The organism is Runella sp. CRIBMP (genome assembly GCF_009905605.1).
Lineage (GTDB): Bacteria > Bacteroidota > Bacteroidia > Cytophagales > Spirosomataceae > Runella.
The window spans coordinates 94,639-117,219 of the sequence record NZ_JAAAKZ010000009.1; the positions used below are offsets into that span (position 1 = coordinate 94,639).

Consider the following 22,581-nt stretch of genomic DNA (forward strand, 5'->3'; position numbering starts at 1 on the left):
TCTGCCACTATACCATCAACTAGATAATTTTCTAATGCTAACGTTCTATCTCTTTGTAAAATCAGTCTCTTAATTTTACAAATACGACCGTCTCTCCGTTGGATTCAATGGTGTTTCGGTAAGCGAATTATGAAATGTATATTGCTGTTTTTTAAAGACTTAGTCCATGTATGATCAATAAGCGCCCTATTTCCAACAATGTAGCCAATTCGTTCTTTACCCATTAATTCTACACATAATACGACTATATCTTTACTGTCTTGTCAATACAACGCCGCATCGCAAAATTGTAAATTTCTACTTCTTATTATTCCTAAAACAAATTACCCGATGAACTTTTTGCGTGATAAGTTCTTTACAATTGGAATTTTTGATCCTTCTTTGCTTACCTAATTTGCCCCTTTTTTAGCATGGTATAATGCTCATAAGTAAATGGAGGATGCTCCTTTTCTTAATTATAGCGAAAGTACTTACCTTCGTTACTTCAAAAAATGATAAATAATGAGATCCCTTACGCTTTGTACGGCCTTTTTTTTGCTCTTGATTTCGTTTCTGCGGGCCCAGCCTGCTCCGAAGCAGGCCCAATGGTCTAAATTGTATATCATGCCCGATAAACGGACTATTACGCGCGGAGATGGCAAGCCGTTTTTCTGGTTGGGAGATACCGCCTGGGAATTGTTTCATAGGTTGACAAAAGAAGAAACTGATTTTTATTTAAAACGTCGTGCTGAACAGGGTTTTACGGTCATTCAGGCGGTGGCTTTGGCGGAGTTTGACGGTCTGACGCAGCCTAACCAATATGGTCAATTGCCGCTCAAAAACAATGACCCGACGCAACCCAATGAATTGTATTTTCAGCACGTAGATTATGTCATCAATAAGGCCGCCTCACTAGGATTAGTGACGGGCTTGCTGCCCACTTGGGGCGACAAGTTCAATAAAAAATGGGGCATTGGCCCAGAAGTATTTACCACTGAAAATGCCCGTATTTATGGTGAATGGTTAGGCAGACGCTACAAAGGTAAGCCCGTCATTTGGATATTGGGCGGGGATAGAAGCCCCGAAGCGGAAAAACATTTTGCCATCATTCGGGCCATGGCCGAAGGCATTCGGACGGGCAACGGCGGCACGCAGCTCATGACGTATCATCCTATGGGTAACAGTAATTCGGCGGCATTTTTTCATAAAGACAATTGGCTGAATTTCAATATGTATCAGTCGGGACATTCGGCGCGTAATGCCAAAAATTACGTGATGCAACGCCAAAATTATCAGTTGTTTCCCGTAAAACCCACCCTCGACGGCGAGCCGCGCTACGAAGACCATCCTATCAACTGGAAACCCGAACTCGATTATTTTAATGCGCACGACGCCCGACAGGCGGCGTGGTGGGCTATGCTGGCTGGTGGCGCTGGCCATACATACGGCAACCATAATGTATGGCAGTTTTTTGACCCCAACCGCAACAAACCTATCTCCGTGGCGCGTACCCATTGGCGAAGGGCGGTCGACAGCGAGGGCGCGTGGCAAATGGGCTACCTGCGCAAACTTTACGACTCACACCCTTGGAATCAACTGATTCCGGAGCAATCGCTGCTGAAGGGCGATAACCCCGACGATGCCGGCTATCAAATGGCGGCTTGGGGCGAAAACAAAGATTTTGTATTTGCCTATACCCCGACGGGCAAACCCTTGAAAATCGATTTAGCAAAACTCAGTGCGCCCCAATTAATGGCCTACTGGTTCAACCCCCGCGATGGCGTCACTACCCTCATTGGTGATTATAAAAACGACGGCGTCAAGGAATTTAAAACGCCCGTAAGCTGTCCCACCTGCGACTGGGTGCTGGTCGTCGACGACACCACCAAGCCGTGGGCTGGGTATGGACTGAAAAAAGAAGCCAAAAAGTAAACTATGAATTTCCCCTTTTTTATTGCCCGTCGTTACTTCAGTTCCAAGAAGAAAAAAAGCTTTATCAGCCTCATTTCCAATATTTCGATGCTGGGCGTGGGCGTGGGTACGATGGCGCTCGTGATTGTGTTGTCGGTCTTCAACGGTATGGAAGAACTCAATCGGCAACTGTTTCGGAGTTTTGACCCAGACCTAAAAATTACCCCCGCCAAAGGCAAACGCATCGACGTTACGCCCGCACTTTTGACGAAAATCAAACAAACAAAAGGGGTGAAATTTGCCACGCAGGTCATTGAAGACAACGCCTTGGCGCGCTACGGCGACCGTCGCGTGGTGGTCAAACTTAAGGGCGTGGATTCTACCTACGAACAACGGCATCAACTGGATACGGCGCTGGTTTACGGAACCGTGCAAGTCATGGCCGACGGCGAGCCCAAAGCCGTGGTGGGGGCCACGGTGCAGCAATTGTTAAGCATCAATCCCAACGATATTCTGACACCCCTTGAGCTTTGGTATCCGCGATCAGATACCCGTTCGCTCAACCTAAACTCACCCGACGCCTTCAATCAGCAAATCATTCGGGTGGGTGGCGTATATATGCTCGAACTGCGGTTTGACGATTACGTGATTGTACCGCTGGATTTTGCGGCCGAGTTGCTCGGGTATGGCACGCAACGCTCGTCCTTTGAACTTCAACTGCAACCCAATGCCGATGCCGACGCGATTAAAAGTGACTTGGAAAAAAGCTTGGGAGATACCTTTGTGATTCGTACCCGCGACGAGCAAAATGCCGATTTACTCCGCGCTATTCGTCTCGAAAAACTGTTTGTGACCGTTACTTTGGGTTTGATTGTTTTGGTGGCGGCGGTTAACATTTTCTTCTCGCTTTCCATGCTCGTCATCGAAAAGCGCGACGATATCAAAATGCTTTTTGCAATGGGCGCTACAAGCAGCATGGTCAAGCGCATATTTTTGTTTGAAGGCGGATTGGTGGCTTTTAGTGGCGCGGCGGTGGGGTTGGTTTTGGGCGTGATTGTGTGTTGGGCGCAGCAAACCTACGGCTTGGTTTCCATGGGAATGGTGAGTTCGTTGGTGGATGCCTACCCCGTCAAAATGGTGTGGCAAGACTTTTTGATTACGGCTTTTTTGGTCGTTTCGGTCACCATCATCGTGTCGTTTTTACCCGCCAAGCGCGCCGCTGAAATGGGGTAAACTACAATTCAATCATTTGCCCTTGCTCCGCTACTTTGTAGCCTTCTTTGGCGGTTTGAATAAACTCTTTCGTTTCGGGCCTGAGCAACGGATTCGTATGGTTGAAATGCGTAAAGTAGACTTTTTGCTTTTCAGTTTTGGGTAATTTTTTCAATAATTTCATGGTTTCAGACACAAACGGATGCGGTACTTCGCTCATGGGGCGCGGTATTTCGCCATCGGCAAAGAACGTGGCGTCAATAAACGCATAATCGGCCGCTTTGACGACGTCGTTTAGGTCTTTTTTCCAAAGGCTCCACTTGTCGATGTCAGGAATATAAACAAATGTTTTACGTTCGGTTTGAATGCGGAATCCTACGGTTTCTGAATATTCGGCGCGGTGCGGCACGGTGAAGGGTTGGATTTTGATGCGCTCGTTCAGCACGATCCAGGTGCTGTCGGTCATGGGTTGAATATCAATATTTTTCAAACTCACCAACTGACTCCACGGCCCATTGTTTTCCAGAAATCGCTGCATGAGCGGCATGGCGTAGACTTTTACGTTTTTAGCTCCCAAGGCCTCCCGCCCCAGGTGCATCAAGCCCGTATAATGCCCGATGTGGGCGTGGGTCAGAAAGATTCCAGCTAAGTCGTTGGAGGTGTTTTGGGTGTTGGTTTTGAGCAGTTGCAATTGGTATTTAAAATCGGGGGTGGCATCAATCAGCCAGCGCTGTTTGGTCAGCGGGTCCACGATCGCCAGACTCGTTACGTACAGCGGCGGGCGGCGTCCTTCCCAAGCGTCTAGGCAGTTGGGCGTGTTGCAGCCTGCCTGCGGGTAGCCACCATCTTGCGTAACGCCCAATACCAAAACGTAAGGGGATTGCGCGCGGGCGAGAGCGGAGAGGAAGAGAAAGATGATGAGAAAGCGCATAATGATAGGGAGAGGAATTTATTTTCGACCGAATTTAGATAAAACTTCCTTTGTTTGAAAAATTAGCTTCCCTAACTTCGCGAGTACCAAAAGACTTGCTTACAACCCGTCCTATGCAAAATCCTGCCGAACGCATCAATGAGCTTACCGATTTACTGAATCATTATAATCACCGATATTACCAAGACAATGTCTCGGAAATCAGTGATTATGAGTTTGATATACTCCTCAAAGAGCTGGCTGAACTGGAAAACCAATATCCTGATTTGCGCCGTGAAGATTCTCCTACGCTGCGGGTAGGAGGGGGAATTACGAAAAATTTTGAGACCGTAACGCACCGTTACCCGATGCTTTCGTTGGGTAATACGTACAATGAGCAGGATTTGCGAGATTTTGACGAGCGCGTGCGGAAGGGTCTTTACGGTGAAGCCTACGAATACGTGTGTGAATTAAAATTTGACGGTATTTCGCTCAGCATGACCTACGAAAACGGCGTGTTGAAGCGGGCCGTGACGCGCGGCGACGGTACCAGAGGAGATGATATTACGGGCAATGTGCGGACGATTAAGACCCTCCCGTTGAAAATAAGAAGCGAGGATTCAGGAGTGAAAAGCGAGGGAAAGCTGGGTTTTCCTACAAATTTTGAGGTGCGTGGCGAGGGTTTTATGCCGATTTCGTCGTTTGAGAAACTCAACAAAGACTTAGAGGCGGCCGACGAACCTACCTACGCCAACCCGCGCAATGCGGCATCGGGGGCGTTTAAATTGCAGGATTCGGCAGAGTCGGCGCGTCGGGGATTGGATTGTTATTTGTACGCTTTTTTATCCGACGAAGAAGTGTTTGAAACCCACGAAGAAAGCCTATTGACGCTTAAAACGTGGGGCTTCAACGTGTCGCCGGGCTGGCGAAAATGCGCCGATATTGATGAAGTATTGGCCTACATTCACGAATGGGAAACCAAGCGACACACATTGCCATTGGCGACGGACGGGATTGTGATTAAAGTAAATTCGATGGCGCAGCAGCGGGAGTTGGGTTTTACGGCCAAAAGTCCGCGTTGGGCTATTTCGTTTAAATACAAAGCCGAAAATAAAGCAGGCGTGTTGAAATCAGTTTCGTACCAGGTGGGCCGTACGGGGGCGCTCACGCCCGTAGCCAATTTGGACAATCTCAATGAAGACGGAAAAGGCCTACAACTGTCGGGAACGCGGGTAAAACGCGCTTCGCTGCACAATGCCAACGAAATTGAGCGCTTGGGTTTGATGCTCAACGACGTAGTTTTTGTGGAAAAAGGCGGGGAAATTATTCCCAAAATCACGGGAGTGGATGTAGATGCCCGCTCGAACCGCCTGTTGTCTCCGATTATATACCCCACGCACTGCCCCGAATGTGGTACCGAATTGGTGCGAAAAGAAACCGAAGCCAACCATTACTGTCCTAACGAGCGCGGTTGTCCGCCGCAGTTGCGCGGTAAAGTAGAGCATTTTATTCACCGCAAAGCCCTCAACATCGATAGCTTGGGTGAAGGAAAAATAGAATTGTTGTTTGACAAAAACCTTGTGCAAACTCCCGCCGATTTGTATGATTTGACCTACGAAAAACTCTTCGGCTTGGAGAAGGTCATCACGGACGAAGAAACGGGTAAAACCAAGAAAATTGGATTCAAAGAAAAAACAGTTGAAAATATCCTAAAAGGCATTGAGCAGTCAAAGCAAGCGCCTTTCAAACAAGTGCTTTTTGGCATCGGGATTCGGTTTGTGGGTGCGACGGTGGCTGAAAAACTGGCAGCCTATTTTCGCAACATTGACGCCCTGATGGCGGCTGATTTTGAAGCCCTGTGTAACGTACCCGAAATCGGCGGAAAAATTGCCCAAAGTATCGTAGATTATTTTGCGGAGGAGTCTAACCGCAATTATATCAGTCGTTTAAGGGCAGCGGGTCTGCAATTTGAAACCGACGATGTACCCGTAGTGGCCGAATCCAACGCGTTGGAAGGTAAAAGCTTTTTGTACACAGGCACTTTTGCGGGCATGACCCGCGAACAACTGGAAGCTAAAATTGAAGCCAACGGTGGTAAATTGCTCAGTGGCGTATCGGCCAAACTCAATTTTCTGATTGTGGGCGAAAAGCCAGGCGCATCCAAAGTTGATAAAGCTACGAAATTGAACGTAAAAATGATTTCGGAGGAGGAGTTTTTGGGGATGTTATCCGTTGATTAATTAAAAAGTTTACTATTTTCTCTTCAAAATTCACCACAAAAAAGTGTATTCTTGCATCCCTATTTATGCCCTTGTTGGTGTTTTTTACCGCCAAGTACTCCGATAATGTTGGTGAAAAACACCAACATTGGCAAATCATTTTTTTGAGCTATAAAAGTTTTATTATCACTGTAATGAATCAACGTCTTATATTAAGCAGCCCACTGTTTGAAATCATGGTCAGTCGTTTGTGTCAACAGCTCATCGAAAACCACGGAGATTTTGCCGATTCGGTGGTGCTGGGCTTGCAGCCGCGCGGAATTTTCTTTGCCGAGCGCGTCGTCACCGAACTGCGTAACATTACGGGCAAAAATATTCCGTTGGGGTATTTGGATGCTACTTTCTACCGCGATGATTTTCGCCGTCGTGAGCAGTTGAAGCCCAACGCCACCAAAGTCAATTTTGTGATTGAAGGAAAAAAGGTCATTCTGATTGATGACGTGCTGGCTACGGGGCGCATGGTACGCGCCGCGCTGGATGCAATGCAGGCGTTTGGTCGTCCGCGCAAGGTGGAACTACTGGTGCTGATTGACCGTCAATACAGCCGAGAAATTCCTGTCGAACCTGATTATACAGGCATGAAAGTCAATACATTGGACACCCAACGCGTGCAGGTAGAATGGCGCGAACAAGGCCACGAAGCCGACCGCATTTGGTTGGTAGATTAAGCCTTTGGTGGCGTTTTTGCCGCCAAATATTTCTAACTACCACAATAATAATGTTTGTTAAAAACATCCTATTCACCCGCTTTAGATGCTTACAGCATGACAAAATTGACCATCGAACAAGCCCAACAGGAAGTAGATAACTGGATAAAAACCTATGGCGTACGCTATTTTAGTGAACTGACCAACTTGGCCATTCTGACCGAAGAAGTAGGAGAAATGGCACGTATCATGGCGCGCACGTACGGCGACCAATCGTTCAAAAAGTCAGATTTGGATAAAAATTTAGCCGATGAAATGGCCGATGTACTGTGGGTGCTGATGTGCCTTGCCAATCAAACGGGCGTAGATTTAACCGAAGCATTTCAGAAAAACCTAGAAAAAAAGACAAAACGCGACGCCACTCGCCACCTCGAAAACGCTAAACTGAAACCAGAAAGTGAATGACGAATGTCTTACTTTCTACTTTTGATTTCCTACCATCGACATCTTCCGATTACTTGCAATCAAGTTCGTACGAATAGACCGTTTCGCGCAAAAGGTTGTTGTTTGATTTAACCTTTAGGATTCTTAGGGTAGGAACGCGTTTTGTATTGTATTGATACACAACATCTACACTTTCCTTCAATAGCGTATAATTCAATGGATTACGTTTGCTGTGGGCGCGGCCGTTGAGCATGTTAAGCACTTGCATCCCCTGCGAGAAAGTGTAGATATTCACCTTGTCGTCATGGTCGCCGTATTCGGCCACTAAGCTATCGGTGGTTCGATTAGCATACTTCAATAACCATTTTTTGACATTGGCGGCGGTGTCATATTCCCATTTTGAAGTGACCCCCGTATTGGATTTCATTTCTGAAACCCGCTGATTATCAATGTTATATGAAAATTTTAGCGTATCGTCAATCACGGGGCCAGAATTGAAAACCCGGAATGAATAAATACTGCTTAGTGTAGCTGAATTGTCGTAGTTTAGTTCATAAATATAGCTTCTGTCTCGGGTTTTTAGGTTGGTTTCTCGCAGGCGAATCAACAGGTTGTCTTTGTTATATTCAAATGTATACCGTTTTGTGATTTGATGAGGCCCACCCGTCGTATATTCTACCATCCTTACAAGTTTACGGGTTGAATCATACTCATAAGCGCGGTATAAAACGTTATTGATACTTTCAGAAAGTAAAATGCAGGTAGAAATAGCGGTTGAATCGACGGCGGGGGACACTTCATTTCCTTTGGGACGGCAGCCTTTGAAGGTGCCCAATCCAATTAACAAAAGAAGTATTCCCAAATAAATAGTAGATTTATTAAACATATCAATTCAATAAAAACGAAGTTGGAGCGTGACAAAAAAATGCGGCAAAAAAAATGCCAACTTAATTGTGTACGCAGTTTGGGTACTTTTTTGAATCAAAATCAATTTAATTTCAAAAAATACCGTTCAAACAACGAACTTAATATATTGCAGCAAAAAAAGTGCCTGATTTCTAAAATCCGTTCTTTTATCAGGCAACAGCCATTTTTAACAACCTAAATCATGTCATCCTTTCAATTTTGTCCTAAGTGCGGAAATACCCTTGAAGCCGTCCAATTAAATCAGAGAGAGCGTTTGGTTTGTTCAGTACGCTGCGGCTATGTTTATTGGGACAACCCACTCCCTGTGGTGGGGGCTATTGTGGAGTACGACAATGATACCGTTATCTTGATTCAGAACAAAGGTTGGCCTGCCGAATGGTTCGGGATAGTGAGCGGTTTTTTGGAAAAGGGTGAATCGCCAGAAGAAGCGGTGTTGCGCGAAGTAAAAGAGGAAATAGGGCTGGAGGCCAAAATGGTCGAGCAGGTGGGCGTGTATCCTTTTTTTAAACGTAATGAGCTTATCATCGCTTATCATGTACGCGCAACGGGTGAGATACGGATGGATGAAAAAGAGCTACAAGCCTATAAAGTGGTGCCAATACATAAGTTGCGCCCTTGGCCGTTTGGTACGGGTGTAGCCGTAAAGGAATGGCTAGCGAAGAGAAAAATAGAAAATGGCGAAAACAAAAATTAATTAACCCCGCCTAAATTCTCCCATACAAGGAAGGCTTTAATGCACAGAAAACAGAATTTTAGCTTTATCTAAATACACGAAAACATACGCTATCCAGCTTTTTTTGGATTTCGCGCCGCGTCCCGCTCCATTTTAGTTTGTTTCAGTGGCCTTCGCAGCAACTCGACTTCCTGCTCTAAGCTAACGATTTGTTGAGCATCAGGGCTATAGGCTAAACCTTGTAAAGACAAAAACGTACCCACTCAGGTGTCATAGACTTGGGCTGAGCAAGCTTGGTGGTCGAAATGAAAAATTCTGAGGACGCCATCATAAATAATGGGAAATAACCCACGATAAAAACGACAGGAGTGCCTTTTATAAAGGTAATGAATAGTATAAACTTTTCTTGGGGTACGTAAAATGAATAAAGCAACGATTTTCTTGGTTGTGACTGCCGTGGGCTTTTTGTTGAGTCAACAAAGTGTTGCCCAGACCAAGCGGCCCAATATCATCTTCATTTTGGCCGACGATTTGGCGCAGGCAGATTTGGGGTGCTACGGCAATCCATTCAACGAAACCCCCAATATTGATCGAATTGCCAAAAGCGGCATAAAATTCACCCAAAGTTATTCGGCTTGTCCCGTATGCTCACCTTCACGGGCCGCTATCATGACGGGCAAGCATCCTGCTCGACTCAAACTGACCAACTTTTTGGTGGGCGAACGTACAGATTCATTGTCGCCGCTGTTGCCTGCCAAATGGACAAAATACCTTGGGGCATCAGAGATAACCTTGGCCGAGCGGCTCAAAACCCAAGGTTATCGTACTGGCTTTGTGGGAAAATGGCATCTGGGCGGTGGCGATTCGCTGGCTCCCTGGGGACAGGGGTTTGATTATTCCAGAATGATTGGTAAAAATGGACTGGACTACTACAATTATGGTATTTACGAAGATAGTTTCCAAAAAACGTTTGAAGATAAAGGAACCACTTACTTGACCGATAAACTTACGGATTACGCCCTTGATTTTGTCAAAAAATCGGATAAAAACCAGCCTTTTTTCCTTTATCTCTGCTATTCGGCACCGCACGTATTTCTGATTCCCAGGGGCGATAAAGTGAGCAAATACCTCAAAAAATACGAAAAATTTCAAGGGAAGTATAACCCCTATTACGCCGCGATGATTGAAAGCATGGACGATGGCGTCGGCGAAATTATGAAGGTGCTGGAGGCGCAAGGCTTGGCCGAAAATACCCTCATTATTTTTACTTCTGACAACGGCGGCGTGGGAATTCCTGAGCTTGGGCCCATTCCTACTACGGCGGGTAACCTGCGTAAATGGAAAGGATTTACCTACGAAGGGGGTATTCGGGTTCCTACCCTTATTTCGTGGAAAGGCACCCTGCCTGCGTCGCTGACGTGTGACCGGTATTTTATCAATACGGATTATACGCCTACACTGCTGGAAATGCTCGGGCAAGAGCCCAACGTATCTCCTGACGCCAAAAGTTTTTATGCCCTGCTCAAAAACCCCCATGCCGCGTTTGACCGTGGACTGATTTTTTGGCATTACCCGCATTTTAGCAATCAACTGAGTCGACCATCGGGAGCAGTGCGGCTGGGAGATTGGAAGTTGGTAAAAAGCTACGAAACCAACGAAACGGCGCTGTTTAACCTCCGAAATGATGAATCCGAGACCACCGATGTCAGTAAAGCAAACCCTGATAAAGCCAAGGAGTTACACCAAAAGTTGACCGAATGGCTGACGAAGATTGATGCCAACATGCCAATAAAAAAATGAGTTGTTTTTCTGTTATTGGTTGTTATGTTTGGAATCGGGTTGGTAGGCATTGTCGTAACTTGTCAAAACCTTTGCTTTTTCGACAAATCACTTTTTTTCAGCGCCTGAAAGAGGTAATTTTACGGGAAATGATTCAATGAGTTATGTCAATTGCCGAGAATATACAACGAATAAAGGCGGAGATTGCCCCCAATGCCCGCCTGATTGCCGTCACCAAAACCAAGCCCGTCGAAATGCTCATGGAAGCCTACGAGGCGGGCTTTAAGCGGTACGGAGAAAATAAAGTGCAGGAAATGGTGACCAAATACGAACAAATGCCCAAAGACATTGAGTGGCATTTGATTGGGCACTTGCAAACCAATAAAGTGAAGTACATTGCGCCGTTTGTGGCCCTGATTCACTCGGTCGATAGCTTTAAGTTGTTACAGGAAATCAATAAACAGGCGGCAAAAAATAACCGTGTGATTGACTGCTTGCTGCAGATTTTTATCGCCCAAGAAGAAACCAAATTTGGCCTTTCGGAAGAAGAAGCCAACGAATTGCTGGCGTCGGATGAATTTAAGGCTTTGGAAAATGTGCGCATTGTAGGACTTATGGGGATGGCTTCCAATACCGAAAACGAAGACCAAGTTCGTCGGGAATTTAGGGGATTGAAGCAGTTTTTTGACAGCCTCCGGGCGGCTCATTCTTCAATGACAGAATTGTCGATGGGCATGAGCGGAGATTATCTCCTCGCCGTACAAGAAGGCAGCACGCTGGTGCGCGTAGGCAGCGCTATTTTTGGCTCAAGATAACATAACCGTCAGACGGGTGTGGTTTGAGTAGCTGTACCCGTCCGACGGTTAGGATTTATTCTTCAATGACAACTGGGCCGAAAAACAAGACCCAAGTCGAAAAATCTTCACTTAATGTCGTGAATTTGTGGGCGGCGTAGGCGGGTACGAATAAAAAATCGCCCGTTCTGACGTCGGTGGTTTTGCCTTCCAATTCAAAAGTAGCCTCGCCGGTAGCAATAATATACACCTCGTCGCGGTCGTGCGGGGTCTGCTTATCGACAAGATGAGGTTTATACAACTCTACTTCCAACGTACCGTTTTGAAAAAGCAACAAGAACTCTTTGTGGTGCTGGCTTAACTTTTCGCTGGCATCGGCGAGGCTTACTTTGTTGGCGAACATGGCTGTATAGGTTAAAATAATGTTGAAATCTACGCTTGAATCAAAGGGAAATAACGTTCCTGCAGAACCTTCAAATGGTGAATCGGGTGCCCAATCAGCACAAATCCCAACGCCAACGGACTGATGCGTTGGTTGAAACTAATGCCTTCGCGGTGCAGCATTTCAGGGCTGAAACTTCTGAAAAGGGCAACCGTGGCTTGACGAACCAACGAGAATTCCTCCAATAAATCGTCGATACTGCGTTGGTTGGCTGTTGTATTGGCCCCAAACAACTCTTCGTCGTAACCGGGAAGCGCAGTTTTATCATTGCGGGCAAAGCGCATGGCACGGTACGACATAATGCGCTCGTTGTCAATGAGATGTTGCATAATATCTTTGGCTGTCCACTTGCCTGGAGCATACACTTGGTCGCCTAGTTGAAGCATGGCCTGCCGGATGCCCTCATCATGGTATAGATTGGCTGTTTGTTTGAGTCCTTCCACCACGTCGATGTCGTCGGCGAGGAGGATATAACGGTCAAAAAATTGGGGCATGTGCTTAATATCAGAACGTTTCATATTGATTATTCCTGTTTGTAACATTTAGGATAAATGACTCAGATGCTCAGGCAAAGGTACATTTTTACTGAAATCATCGGCAAAGGGAATCCCTCGACCGCTCCGCAACGGAATCAAGCCCGACCAAATCGGTAAGTCCAAATCCTCTTTTTCGTCGTTGGGCATTCCAGTGCGGGTCTTGGCCGATGCTTCCTCAATTTTGAAACCCAAAACGGTCGTTTTTCTTACTTCGCTTTCGGTCATGGGGCGGAGATACTCCCAACTGTTCGGAACCATTTTTTCGGTAATCCATTTCAAGACTTCTACTTTTTTATCGTATTCTTCAATTTTTTCAGCTTTAGCAAACAGGATAACCGAACGATAATTAACGGAGTGACTAAAGGCCGATTTTGCCACTACGAGTGCATCAGTCAGCATCACCGTAATGCATACGGGAATGCCTTTTTCGATTTCACGAATGAAATGACTGCCCACCGAGCCGTGCAGATAAAATACATTTTCGTAGCGGGCAAAGGCCGTCGGAATGGAAAACGGTTGGCCATTGATGACACAACTGACGGTGCAAAAAAGTGCTTCGTCCAGAATGGAATAAACGGTTTCTTCGTCATAATGAGCGCGTTTAGCAGAGCGACTAGGGATTGTACGGGAGGTGGGCTGCATGGGTTGAATATTTGGCTTTTTTTTGACAAAATTATACCTTTACTGGATTGCTATACGTGTCCACTTTTGACAAATTAAGTAGTCCACTTCTTTCACCTAAAACTAAAAACCAACGATGAGAAAGTTTTTTACATTATTCTTATTTTCGCTCATGGGGAGTGTGTTAGCCCAAACGCCGCCCAATAAAGCCCACGAAAACGCCATCAAAGAAATCAACCAAAAAGAAAAAATGTATGGTGCGATGGCCAAGCAGATTTGGAACTACGCCGAGGTGGGTTATCAGGAAGTAAAAAGCTCCGCATTGCTTCAACAAGAACTTCAGAAAGAAGGCTTTAAAGTGCAGGCTGGCGTGGCCGATATTCCTACGGCGTTTGTGGCGACCTTTGGCGAAGGAAAACCCGTCATCGGAATTTTGGGAGAATTTGACGCCTTGCCGGGCCTTTCGCAAGACTCCATTCCTGTCAAAAAAGCCATTGGTGGTATTGCAGGTCATGCCTGCGGGCACCATTTGTTTGGGGTAGCTTCGATGGCATCGGCGATTGCCGTTAAGAATTGGTTGGTTCAGTCAGGGCACAAAGGTACGATTCGCTTTTATGGAACACCCGCCGAAGAAGGTGGCGCGGGTAAAATATACATGGTTCGGGAAGGGCTATTCAACGATGTAGACGTGGTGTTGCATTGGCATCCCGGTGATGGCAACAGTGCCAATTCTTCCTCTTCACTGGCCAACAAATCGGCTAAATTCCGTTTTCACGGTATCTCAGCCCATGCGGCAGGAGCCCCCGATCGGGGCCGTTCGGCGTTGGACGGCGTAGAGGTAATGAATTATGCCGTCAATATGATGCGAGAACACGTTCCTTCTGCTTCGCGGATTCACTACGTCATCACCAACGGAGGCAAAGCCCCTAACGTCGTTCCTGATTTTGCAGAAGTATATTACACAATACGTCACCCGAGCCGTCAGTATGTAGTGTCTATTTGGGAACGCGTCCAGAAAGCAGCACAAGGTGCGGCGTTGGCAACGGGCACTACCGTTGATGAAGAAGTAATAAGCGGGGTTCATGAACTGCTTCCCAACGAAGTGTTATCGCAAGTCATGCACCGCAACCTGAAAACAGTCGGAGGGGTAAAATACACTCCCGAAGAAGTGAAGTTTGCCGAACAAATCAGTACTTCACAAGGTATGGGAATTCGTGAAATTATGTCGGCAGCCGAAGTGGATCCTTTGGCAACGGAGGGCGGTGGCGGTGGCTCTACCGACGTGGGTGATGTAAGTTGGAACGTGCCGACGGTGGGTTTACGTACTGCCACTTGGGTACCAGGCACCCCCGCGCACAGCTGGCAGGCAGTGGCGGCTGGTGGAATGAGCATCGGGCGCAAAGGCATGATGGTGGCGGCCAAAACATTGGCGATGACGGCCATTGATTTGTTTCAAAATGAAAAAACCATTGCCGATGCCAAAGCCGAATTTGAAAAACGGCGAGGAGCTGATTTTAAATACAACGCATTGATAGGCAACCGAAAACCAGCCCTAAATTATCGGGATTAAAAGCCAAAATGATTGCTTATCAAACCCTTTTGGCCATTGACAAAACGTCAAAACTGCCCGCGTATCTCCAACTGGCGAACCAGCTGATGAATTTGGTTCGCGGGGGAGAGTTGCGGGCGGGGCAAAAACTCCTCGGGACACGCCAATTGGCGCAGTTTTTGGGCATTCATCGTAAAACTGTGGTGCAGGCCTACGACGAATTGTTGGCGCAAGGATGGCTCGAAAGTAGAACTGGCAGCGGCACTTATGTCGTGGAGAATTTGCCCGAAGTGAAACCGCAAAAACTGGTTGATGGGCAACAAGAACGCAGGAACCCCGCTAAAACGGCGGGGTTTTCTTTCGAAACATTGCCGCATTTATGGCGTCCGGCGTTGGTTTCAGGCCAAGACCTTCACTTGGACGATGGCTTCCCTGACCCTCGGTTGGCCCCGCTAAACGAGCTAACGAGGGCGTATCGTAGCAATCTTTTACAGGGGAATCAGTACGTGCGGCTAGGGTATGGAGATACCAAAGGCTCGGCGTGGCTGCGGCGGGAGCTAGCTCTGTATTTGAACGAAACCAGGGGTTTGAAAATCACCGAAGAGAATATCTTGATTACGCGCGGCACGATGATGGGGCTGTATCTGGTGGCCACAGGTTTAGTAAAAAAAGGGGATAATGTGGCGGTAGGAGCACTGAGCTGGTCGGGGGCCAACATGAATTTTTTGCAAGCGGGGGCAAATCTGCTCCAACTTCCCATTGATGAGCACGGGTTGGTGGTGGAAGAGTTGGAGCAACATTGTCAAAAACGGCCCGTTCGTTTGGTGTATCTTACATCTCATCACCATTATCCTACGACCGTTGCATTGCGGGCCGACCGCCGCCTAAAACTCCTGCGCTTGGCCGAAGAGTACGGTTTTATCGTTTTTGAAGATGATTATGACTACGACTTTCATTATTTGAGCAAACCTCTTTTGCCATTGGCGAGTGCCGACTCCGCTGGTACGGTGCTGTACTGCGGCTCATTTACCAAGGCTATTTCACCCGCGTTTCGGGTGGGATATTTGGTTGGACCCGAAAATGTCATCAGTCATTTGGCCCAATTGCGGCGCATTATTGACCGGCAGGGGGATTTGATTTTGGAAAACAGCTTTGCCGAATTGCTCCAAAATGGCGTTATTCAGCGGCATTTGCGTAAGTCATTGCGCGAATACCGCGAGCGGCGCGATGTATTTTGCGAATTACTGAAAACACAGTTGGGCGAGTACCTTGATTTTCAGGTTCCTGACGGCGGTATGGCCGTATGGAGTAGGTTTAGTAAAGAAATTAATTTGGAACTTTTGGCCGAAAAAGCCCTTAAAAAAGAACTGGTTTTTTCAAACGGAAAACACCATGATTCGCGTGGTAATGCACTGAATTCCACCCGTTTGGGTTTTGCATCGTCGACGGTAGAAGAACTTGAAAAGTGTGTGAATATTTTGAGAAATATAATTTTGAAGGGGGCATAAAACGTTAATAATTGGAAATCTCAATCTTTTCCTAAAAATTGTACCTTTATTTTTTCGGCACCAATGAATATTGAAGACGTAGAAAATTATATACTTGAAAAGCTTCGTAAAAGCCTTTCGCCTACGCTCTATTATCATGGGGCTCATCACACTGACGATGTTGTGGCTTCGGCGCTTAAAATCGCGGAAGCGGAGGGGATTGTGGATGAAGAATCCTTGATTTTGCTCAAAACAGCGGCCCTGTATCATGATTTGGGCTTTATTACTACTTATCGCTGCCACGAAGAGGAAGGTTGTCGCATTGCGCGGCTTATGTTGCCTCATTTTGGGTACGATACGGTTCAGATTGAAAAAATATGCGGAATGGTGAGGGCCACCAAAATCCCGCAAACTCCCCATACGCACCTAGAACAAATCATTGCCGATGCCGACCTTGATTATTTGGGGCGCGATGATTTTTGGCCGATTGCCAATTCCTTATACGAAGAACTCCGCGAACGGGAAATGGTGCCCGATATACAGGCTTGGAACAAAATTCAGGTGAGTTTTCTAACGGCTCATACCTACTGGACCGCGTCGGCGCAAGCAGGAAGAAATGCGCAAAAACAGGCTTATCTGGATGAACTCACTGAGATCATAAAGACGTATTGATTGGCTTGGACATAGGTAGATTTGTTATCATTGAATAATTGATTTATCTTATAAAATAAATATTTAGCGATTATGGAAACACCCGCCTTAAAATTTGAAACAGAGGATGTTGTGTCTTATAATCATGCTAAAATTACCAATAGACTGGCTAAAATGTTGAGCATTTATGATGAACAATACGATATTCTGCCCGAGTTGGAATTTGATTTATCTCATGGCCGAGCCAAGCCCGATGTCGCCATTTGTCATCGGAATAAAGTGAGTTGGTTAAGAGATATTATAAGACCTACTCAACCTCCTTTACTGGCAATAGAAATACTTTCACCTCGTCAGGCATTGAGTGATTTAACCGATAAATCGTTGGATATTTATTTCCCTTCGGGGGTTGATACAGTATGGGTGATTATCGCTCAGTTTAAGCAAATTACAATCATGACCCTTACAGGACATGAAAATATTTCAACTGGCATCATACACAATGCTACTACTGGAATTTCTCTTGACGTAGGAACCCTATTTGCAGAATAACCCGATTTTTCTTTTAAGCCAAGGTCTTATGCTCACCATAAGACCTTGGAATTAAAACTACTTCACCGGATTGGGCGGCGACAGCTGTGGGGCCATAAAACGGTAAATTTCCTCGCGTGACTCACGGGCCAATTTGGTGTCAATCCGGTTGAAAATGTGCCCTCCTGGAGCGTCCTGATAAATTTTATAGTCAAATTTCTTGCCGTGGGCTTTTAGGGCATTGATAAGCCCTTCTACTTCTAGCACATTCACGTCTTCATCATTGGTATTGGTATGGACCAAAAGCGGGGTTTTGAGCTTGTGGGCGTTCCACATTGGCGACCGCCGCCGGTATTCGGCCACGTTTTCGGAGGCATCCTTGCCGAGGTGAGTTGTAGCCGCAAATTCATTGCGATAGGTCTGGGTTTTGTACCCCATTCGGGCAATCAAATCACTGACGGGCACACCCGCGTAGGCCACCCGGTAGTCTTCTGGATGGTCAAAGATATTCATGAGCGTAATCATGCCGCCGTGGCTCCAACCCATGATTCCTACCCGCTCGGCATCTACCTGCGGCATGTTTTCGACGGCCCAGCGCTTGCCTGCCAATACATCGTCGTTTTCGTAATCACCATAATCAATTTGGCGGTAAAACGCACTGCCGTAGCCCGTACTGCCTCGGTATTCGGGGGCAATGACGATGTAGCCTTGGTCAATCAATTCCTTGACAATGTGCGCATTAGATGTGTTAAAATCGCCGTGTATGCCGCCATGAATGAGTACCATGAGCGGCAGTTTTTTGGAAGAAGAAAATTTCTTTGGGACAAAAGTATACGCAGGAATCACCACGGGATTGTTGGCGCCCTGTCCCGTTGGATTTTTGACCACGTGCGGGGGCTTACTGGCGTAGCGTACCTTGTCGATGATGGCGATATCTCCCAATTTTTGATACCACAGCAAGTCGTCGATGTTTTTGGTCAGGGCTTGGTCGGTAAAACGAAGGTTGTCTTCAAGTGCCTTGAGGCGGTCGGCGAGGTCGGTTGGGGGAGTTTGGCTCATCGCCGTTTTGAAAATGAAACTCAAGAGCAAAATAAAGTAATATTTACGCATGGGCATAGAGGGTTTATTGATGAAAATAAAAGGGAAAAATAGTAGGTCGACGATGAAAACAACGGGTGTATTCCTCATTGATGGCTATAAGTAAATATATTCTTAAATTGCGTATTCACAAAATCAGCATAGACATAATCAACATTTATGGAGCAGGAACCGATGGAGTTTGCCAAACCTGAAAAAATCAAGGACAAAACCAAAAAAGAGAAAAAAAAGAAAGCTGACCGGACCGTTGAAACGATGTACCGCTCTACCTTGGCCAATCACATGCAACTGAGCACGTTGGCCGATCAGAAAGCGGGCTTGCTGGTGTCGGTCAATGCCATTATCATTTCGATTATGGCCTCCTTTATGGTGCGCGAATCGTTTGACAATGCTTACCTGATTATACCTACGTGCTTGCTCGTGGTGGTGTGTTTGTCGACCATTACGGTGGCGCTTCTGGCGACGCGCCCTTCGGTAAAGTCCCAATCGCAAAAACTGGGTGCGGAGCATGTGCACAAGATGGATTTGCTGTTTTTTGCCGATTATACGGCCCTTACGTTGGAAGAATACCAAAAAGCAATGAAAGAAATGATGGTCAAAGAAGACCGATTGCACGATAGCCTCATCAAAAATATTTACGCCCAAGGCAAAGTCATGGAGCGTAAATACCGACGCATAAAAATCGCCTACACGATTTTTATCTTTGGGTTTCCGCTCGTGTTGATTTGTTATCTCATCACCTTGTATTGGGCTTAGTTGCCGTTTTTGATGGTGGGTTTGGTGCCGTTTTGTACGGTAAATACCTCTTTGATTGATTTGGGATTGTCGATGGTTTTATAAAACTCGTCGAGGTAGTTGATGGTGCGCTTGATGTAGCCTTTTTCGAGCTGAGGATTGTTTTCGTACAAGGCGTAAATCTGCGGTTTTACCCGCCTGAAATTATCAAATACCTGCTGATACACCGAGGTTGAATACGTAATGCCTCGGTAAATGCGCTGCCGTACTGAGTATAGGTCAAGGGCTTGGGGCGGGCGGGCGTATTTGGCCTCAATAATGCCCGAATGGTCAAAATCATAAGGAACCGCCGTAATGTAAGTGGTTTTGTCCAGCAGTTTGATGTTGTGCAAATACGGCACCGACCAGTCTGAATTACCAATCATGTATTCAAAAACTGCCACCGTAGCCATGCTGACCGAGTCGATGAGGTACATAGGTATTTGTTTTCGGTACATATTCTTGGCTTTGTTGCGTTTGGCCAGAAAGGTTTCATCTTCGAGCAAAAACGCAAATCGGGTTTCGGTTTCGCGCTTGCCAGCCGAATCTTTATAAGTGACCCTGGCCAAACGGGCATCAAAACTATCATCGGTGAGTAAGTTATACATTTTATAGACCAAATATTCCTGAAAAATGTACTCTTCATTTTGGCAGTGCGTCACCAGTTTCAGTAGATTCTGACGCTCAAAGATGGTATTTTTATCTTTCTTGCTCGGAATATTTAGCAACAACGGAGGAAACGTACAGTTGGAGGGAGAGCGCCGAAAATTTCCCCGTACCTTCACCCGGATATTAAGGGCTACTTCCCCTTTTTTCTTACGATTGTATTCCAATTTTGCCCATCGGTAAGGCTGCTTGGCATTTTTCCGGTCTTTCATGAGGGAGCTGAAATTGGTCGTGAGATTAAGCTCCAACATATCCTCTTTTTTGAAGAGAGGCCCCAGCTTGACCTTGGTGGAGTCCTTGGGTTCTTTTTGCGTAAAGCCCTGTAAACTAATCAAAAACAGGGCGACGGCGATGAGGCTACGGTAGAAAGAATGAGTCACGGAGAAAGAGCGTTTTTAGTTTTGGCTGATGTACTTTCGGATAAATAATTGCAAAAGGTAAAATTACGTTTTTTCGTACGGTAATTTAATCACAAACGTGGTACCTTCACCTTCAGTGCTGATGACGTCGATGCTACCGCCGTGGCCTTTGGTGATGATATCGTACGCTAAACTCAGACCCAAACCTGTGCCTTCGCCGGTAGGTTTGGTGGTAAAAAAAGGCTGGAAAATCTTTTCTCTGACCGCGTCAGGAATGCCCGTTCCGTTGTCTTTTATCTTGATTTCTACCCGATTCCCCTTTTTTCGGGTAGAGACGATAACCATTGGGTGATAGGGAGCCGACAAATCGTTCGGGTTTGCCCCATTTTTTTGCTGAACGGCATAAAAAGCGTTGTTTATTAGATTCAGTAATACACGCCCTATGTCTTGCGGCACGACCTTGATGGGGGGCAGGTTTTCGTCAAAATCTGTTTTGAAATCCGCGTTAAATCGATTTGCCGCGTTGCCTTTGTCTTTGGCGCGGAGGCCGTGGTAGCTCAAGCGCAGGTATTCATCGGCGAGGGCGTTGAGGTCCGTGAGTTGTCGTTCGCCTGAGCCCATACGCGAGTGTTCGAGCATTCCCTTCACGATGGAAGAGGCGCGTTTGCCGTGGTGGTTGATTTTCTGTAAGTTTTGTTCAATATCTCCCAAAAGTTCCGCCTCCAATTCATCGGCTTGTGCTTCTTCGCCTTTGGTCTTTTTGTCTTCTTTGATTTCTTTCAGTTCATCCAACAATTCGATGCTTATTTCCGAAAAATTATTGACAAAATTCAGTGGATTTTGAATCTCGTGCGCAATCCCCGCCGTTAGCTCGCCCAAGCTAGCCATTTTTTCTTTCTGAATGAGCTGATTTTGGGTGGCTTTCAGTTCTTCCAACGATTCTTCCAACTGCGCCGTGCGTTCTTTTACCTGCCGTTCGAGGGTTTCGTTTTGGACGGCCAGCAAATGCTGTTTTTCTTGTTCTTGGGCTAAGGTCTTCTTACTGAGGTCATTGTTTTCGCGAAGTTTCTCAATCAACTCTTTGTTGGTTCTGGAAAAACTGATGGCCAGATACAGCGAAATGCACAAGGGAACGCATAAAACCGCAATTTGATACGTGACGATACCGCCCAACCATTGCTCAAAAAGTGGGTAAGAACCATTGTTTTTGAGTAATAAATCAATGTAAAACAATAGAAACATCACCAGCGAAATCCCCATTCCAATCATGATGAGCCGTGCTCCTGGTTGGTGGCGGCGCAGTGCCAAGGCCGTGACTCGAATGACTTCGGCGGTCATCAACAACTCGGTGCCTAACTCGGCCCAAACTGAGCCCAACGAATAAGGAGTAAATAATGAAATAACCACTAAGACCCCAAACACGACAATCAACCAAAAGAGAATGCCCGTGGGCTGATGGTAAATCTCATAAATGGCCCGAATCAAAAACAAGTAAGCGATGGGAAATGCAATGGTCTGCACAAATTCGGCCACAAAGTAGTCAGAAAGGTTCTCAAAATAATCGAACGTCAACGGGATGCAGAGAAAAGCGAGGCCCAAAAAAAAGGTCGTAAATGAAAAATATAGGTTGGCGCGGCGGGTAGGGTAGAGTAAGTAAAATGATAAATGCAGAAACGTAAGTATAAAAAACACGCCTACCTGAAACCAGCCGTAGTAGGTTTGGTGGCGTTGATATTTATTGACATCGCTGGCGTAGGATGTTTCGATAACGGTGGCCCTGAGGCAGTGGTTTTTGCTGAAACCCACGCGGTTGTAGAAAGAACTGGGTTCGTATGCAACCCGAATAGAAATCTGAACAAACGGAAAACTCACTGAATAGGGGAGGCCAATAACGTTGGTTTTGAAAATATTGACGGCTCGGGTGGCTTTGGAGTCGGTGCTGACGATGCCGATTTTGCGGGCGGGTAGTCCGTTGATGTAAATTTCAGAAGCCACGCTTTGGCTAATCAGCAGGGTGGTCAGCTTCTGGGCTACCAGAGGCGAAAGCTCCAGCGTAGTTCGAAACCAGCCGATATTCTTTTGCGTCAGTTGGGGAATGTTGCCCACATCGTCGGTGGGGTTTACATCCGACCATCCGCTGTCGTCAAACTCGGGGTCGGCCCATGCGGGATTATCTCCCGCGTGCCATTTCCAATTTTTGTCGAGTACAAAGCCTTTTTGGGGCAGGGTATCGATGGTGATAATGCTTTGGGCGGCAACGTGGAAAAGGGGAATGAACAGAAATAAGATAACAAATAAGGAATTTTTCATGGGTT

General features: G+C 46.3%; 21 protein-coding genes. 13 read left to right on the top strand and 8 right to left on the bottom strand.

Features of this window, described 5'->3' with window-relative positions:
* Window positions 1-501: 501 nt before the first annotated feature.
* Entirely contained in the window at window positions 502-1,911 is a 1,410-nt protein-coding gene (locus GVN20_RS19820) for a glycoside hydrolase family 140 protein (RefSeq protein ID WP_206023326.1), read from the top strand.
* Window positions 1,912-1,914: 3 nt separating this feature from the next.
* Window positions 1,915-3,123, top strand: a complete 1,209-nt coding sequence (locus GVN20_RS19825) for an FtsX-like permease family protein (protein WP_166560015.1) — start codon at window positions 1,915-1,917, stop codon at window positions 3,121-3,123.
* 1 nt (window position 3,124) lies between these two features.
* Here GVN20_RS19825 and GVN20_RS19830 read toward each other — a convergent pair whose 3' ends face one another.
* Window positions 3,125-4,033 carry an MBL fold metallo-hydrolase gene (locus tag GVN20_RS19830; RefSeq protein WP_166560016.1) on the bottom strand — a complete coding sequence of 303 codons (909 nt, stop codon included), beginning with the start codon at window positions 4,031-4,033 and terminating at the stop codon, window positions 3,125-3,127.
* A gap of 113 nt (window positions 4,034-4,146) precedes the next feature.
* On the opposite strand from GVN20_RS19830, the gene ligA reads away from it, so the two are divergent.
* The 3 genes from ligA (at window position 4,147) to GVN20_RS19845 (ending at window position 7,403) form a co-directional block, all read left to right on the top strand.
* On the top strand, window positions 4,147-6,252 hold the full coding sequence (ligA, locus tag GVN20_RS19835) for an NAD-dependent DNA ligase LigA (protein ID WP_166560017.1): 2,106 nt from the start codon (window positions 4,147-4,149) through the stop codon (window positions 6,250-6,252).
* 173 nt (window positions 6,253-6,425) lie between these two features.
* Complete coding sequence (gene pyrR, locus GVN20_RS19840; RefSeq protein WP_166560018.1) at window positions 6,426-6,959, top strand: bifunctional pyr operon transcriptional regulator/uracil phosphoribosyltransferase PyrR; 534 nt, start codon at window positions 6,426-6,428, stop codon at window positions 6,957-6,959.
* 105 nt (window positions 6,960-7,064) lie between these two features.
* Window positions 7,065-7,403 (top strand): nucleotide pyrophosphohydrolase, encoded by a 339-nt coding sequence (locus tag GVN20_RS19845; protein ID WP_166560098.1) that lies wholly within the window; start codon window positions 7,065-7,067, stop codon window positions 7,401-7,403.
* Window positions 7,404-7,452: 49 nt separating this feature from the next.
* Here GVN20_RS19845 and GVN20_RS19850 read toward each other — a convergent pair whose 3' ends face one another.
* Window positions 7,453-8,268 carry a hypothetical protein gene (locus GVN20_RS19850; RefSeq protein WP_166560019.1) on the bottom strand — a complete coding sequence of 272 codons (816 nt, stop codon included), beginning with the start codon at window positions 8,266-8,268 and terminating at the stop codon, window positions 7,453-7,455.
* A gap of 222 nt (window positions 8,269-8,490) precedes the next feature.
* Between GVN20_RS19850 and GVN20_RS19855 the strand changes: the two genes are divergently transcribed.
* The 3 genes from GVN20_RS19855 (at window position 8,491) to GVN20_RS19865 (ending at window position 11,576) form a co-directional block, all read left to right on the top strand.
* Window positions 8,491-9,003, top strand: a complete 513-nt coding sequence (locus GVN20_RS19855) for an NUDIX domain-containing protein (RefSeq protein WP_166560020.1) — start codon at window positions 8,491-8,493, stop codon at window positions 9,001-9,003.
* A gap of 399 nt (window positions 9,004-9,402) precedes the next feature.
* The gene (locus GVN20_RS19860) at window positions 9,403-10,782 is read left to right on the top strand and encodes a sulfatase (RefSeq protein ID WP_166560021.1); all 1,380 of its coding nucleotides are present in this window, start codon (window positions 9,403-9,405) and stop codon (window positions 10,780-10,782) included.
* Between the two features lie 143 nt (window positions 10,783-10,925).
* Entirely contained in the window at window positions 10,926-11,576 is a 651-nt protein-coding gene (locus tag GVN20_RS19865) for a YggS family pyridoxal phosphate-dependent enzyme (RefSeq protein ID WP_166560022.1), read from the top strand.
* 55 nt (window positions 11,577-11,631) lie between these two features.
* Here GVN20_RS19865 and GVN20_RS19870 read toward each other — a convergent pair whose 3' ends face one another.
* From GVN20_RS19870 to GVN20_RS19880, 3 genes are read right to left on the bottom strand one after another with little or no spacing between them, the layout of a single operon-like run.
* Complete coding sequence (locus GVN20_RS19870) at window positions 11,632-11,958, bottom strand: cupin domain-containing protein (RefSeq protein WP_166560023.1); 327 nt, start codon at window positions 11,956-11,958, stop codon at window positions 11,632-11,634.
* A gap of 29 nt (window positions 11,959-11,987) precedes the next feature.
* Window positions 11,988-12,515 (bottom strand): DinB family protein, encoded by a 528-nt coding sequence (locus GVN20_RS19875; protein WP_166560024.1) that lies wholly within the window; start codon window positions 12,513-12,515, stop codon window positions 11,988-11,990.
* 24 nt (window positions 12,516-12,539) lie between these two features.
* Window positions 12,540-13,175, bottom strand: a complete 636-nt coding sequence (locus GVN20_RS19880) for a pyridoxamine 5'-phosphate oxidase family protein (protein WP_166560025.1) — start codon at window positions 13,173-13,175, stop codon at window positions 12,540-12,542.
* Between the two features lie 115 nt (window positions 13,176-13,290).
* Here GVN20_RS19880 and GVN20_RS19885 point away from each other — a divergent pair, with 115 nt between their 5' ends.
* From GVN20_RS19885 to GVN20_RS19900, 4 genes are all read left to right on the top strand, one after another.
* On the top strand, window positions 13,291-14,724 hold the full coding sequence (locus GVN20_RS19885) for an amidohydrolase (RefSeq protein ID WP_166560026.1): 1,434 nt from the start codon (window positions 13,291-13,293) through the stop codon (window positions 14,722-14,724).
* Window positions 14,725-14,732: 8 nt separating this feature from the next.
* A complete protein-coding gene (locus GVN20_RS19890; RefSeq protein WP_166560027.1) occupies window positions 14,733-16,211 on the top strand; it encodes a PLP-dependent aminotransferase family protein in 1,479 nt (492 codons plus the stop codon).
* A gap of 63 nt (window positions 16,212-16,274) precedes the next feature.
* Entirely contained in the window at window positions 16,275-16,862 is a 588-nt protein-coding gene (locus GVN20_RS19895) for an HD domain-containing protein (RefSeq protein WP_166560028.1), read from the top strand.
* 72 nt (window positions 16,863-16,934) lie between these two features.
* Window positions 16,935-17,390, top strand: a complete 456-nt coding sequence (locus tag GVN20_RS19900; protein WP_166560029.1) for a Uma2 family endonuclease — start codon at window positions 16,935-16,937, stop codon at window positions 17,388-17,390.
* Between the two features lie 57 nt (window positions 17,391-17,447).
* On the opposite strand, the gene GVN20_RS19905 is transcribed toward GVN20_RS19900, so the two are convergent.
* The gene (locus tag GVN20_RS19905) at window positions 17,448-18,479 is read right to left on the bottom strand and encodes a S9 family peptidase (protein ID WP_166560030.1); all 1,032 of its coding nucleotides are present in this window, start codon (window positions 18,477-18,479) and stop codon (window positions 17,448-17,450) included.
* A 147-nt stretch (window positions 18,480-18,626) separates the two neighbouring features.
* Here GVN20_RS19905 and GVN20_RS19910 point away from each other — a divergent pair, with 147 nt between their 5' ends.
* A complete protein-coding gene (locus GVN20_RS19910) occupies window positions 18,627-19,223 on the top strand; it encodes a Pycsar system effector family protein (protein ID WP_166560031.1) in 597 nt (198 codons plus the stop codon).
* Here GVN20_RS19910 and GVN20_RS19915 read toward each other — a convergent pair.
* Window positions 19,220-20,287, bottom strand: coding sequence for a hypothetical protein (locus tag GVN20_RS19915; RefSeq protein ID WP_166560032.1), 1,068 nt, complete (start codon window positions 20,285-20,287; stop codon window positions 19,220-19,222). The genes GVN20_RS19910 and GVN20_RS19915 overlap by 4 nt on opposite strands.
* Before the next feature lie 63 nt (window positions 20,288-20,350).
* Window positions 20,351-22,576 (bottom strand): ATP-binding protein, encoded by a 2,226-nt coding sequence (locus GVN20_RS29745; protein ID WP_166560033.1) that lies wholly within the window; start codon window positions 22,574-22,576, stop codon window positions 20,351-20,353.
* Window positions 22,577-22,581: the final 5 nt, after the last annotated feature.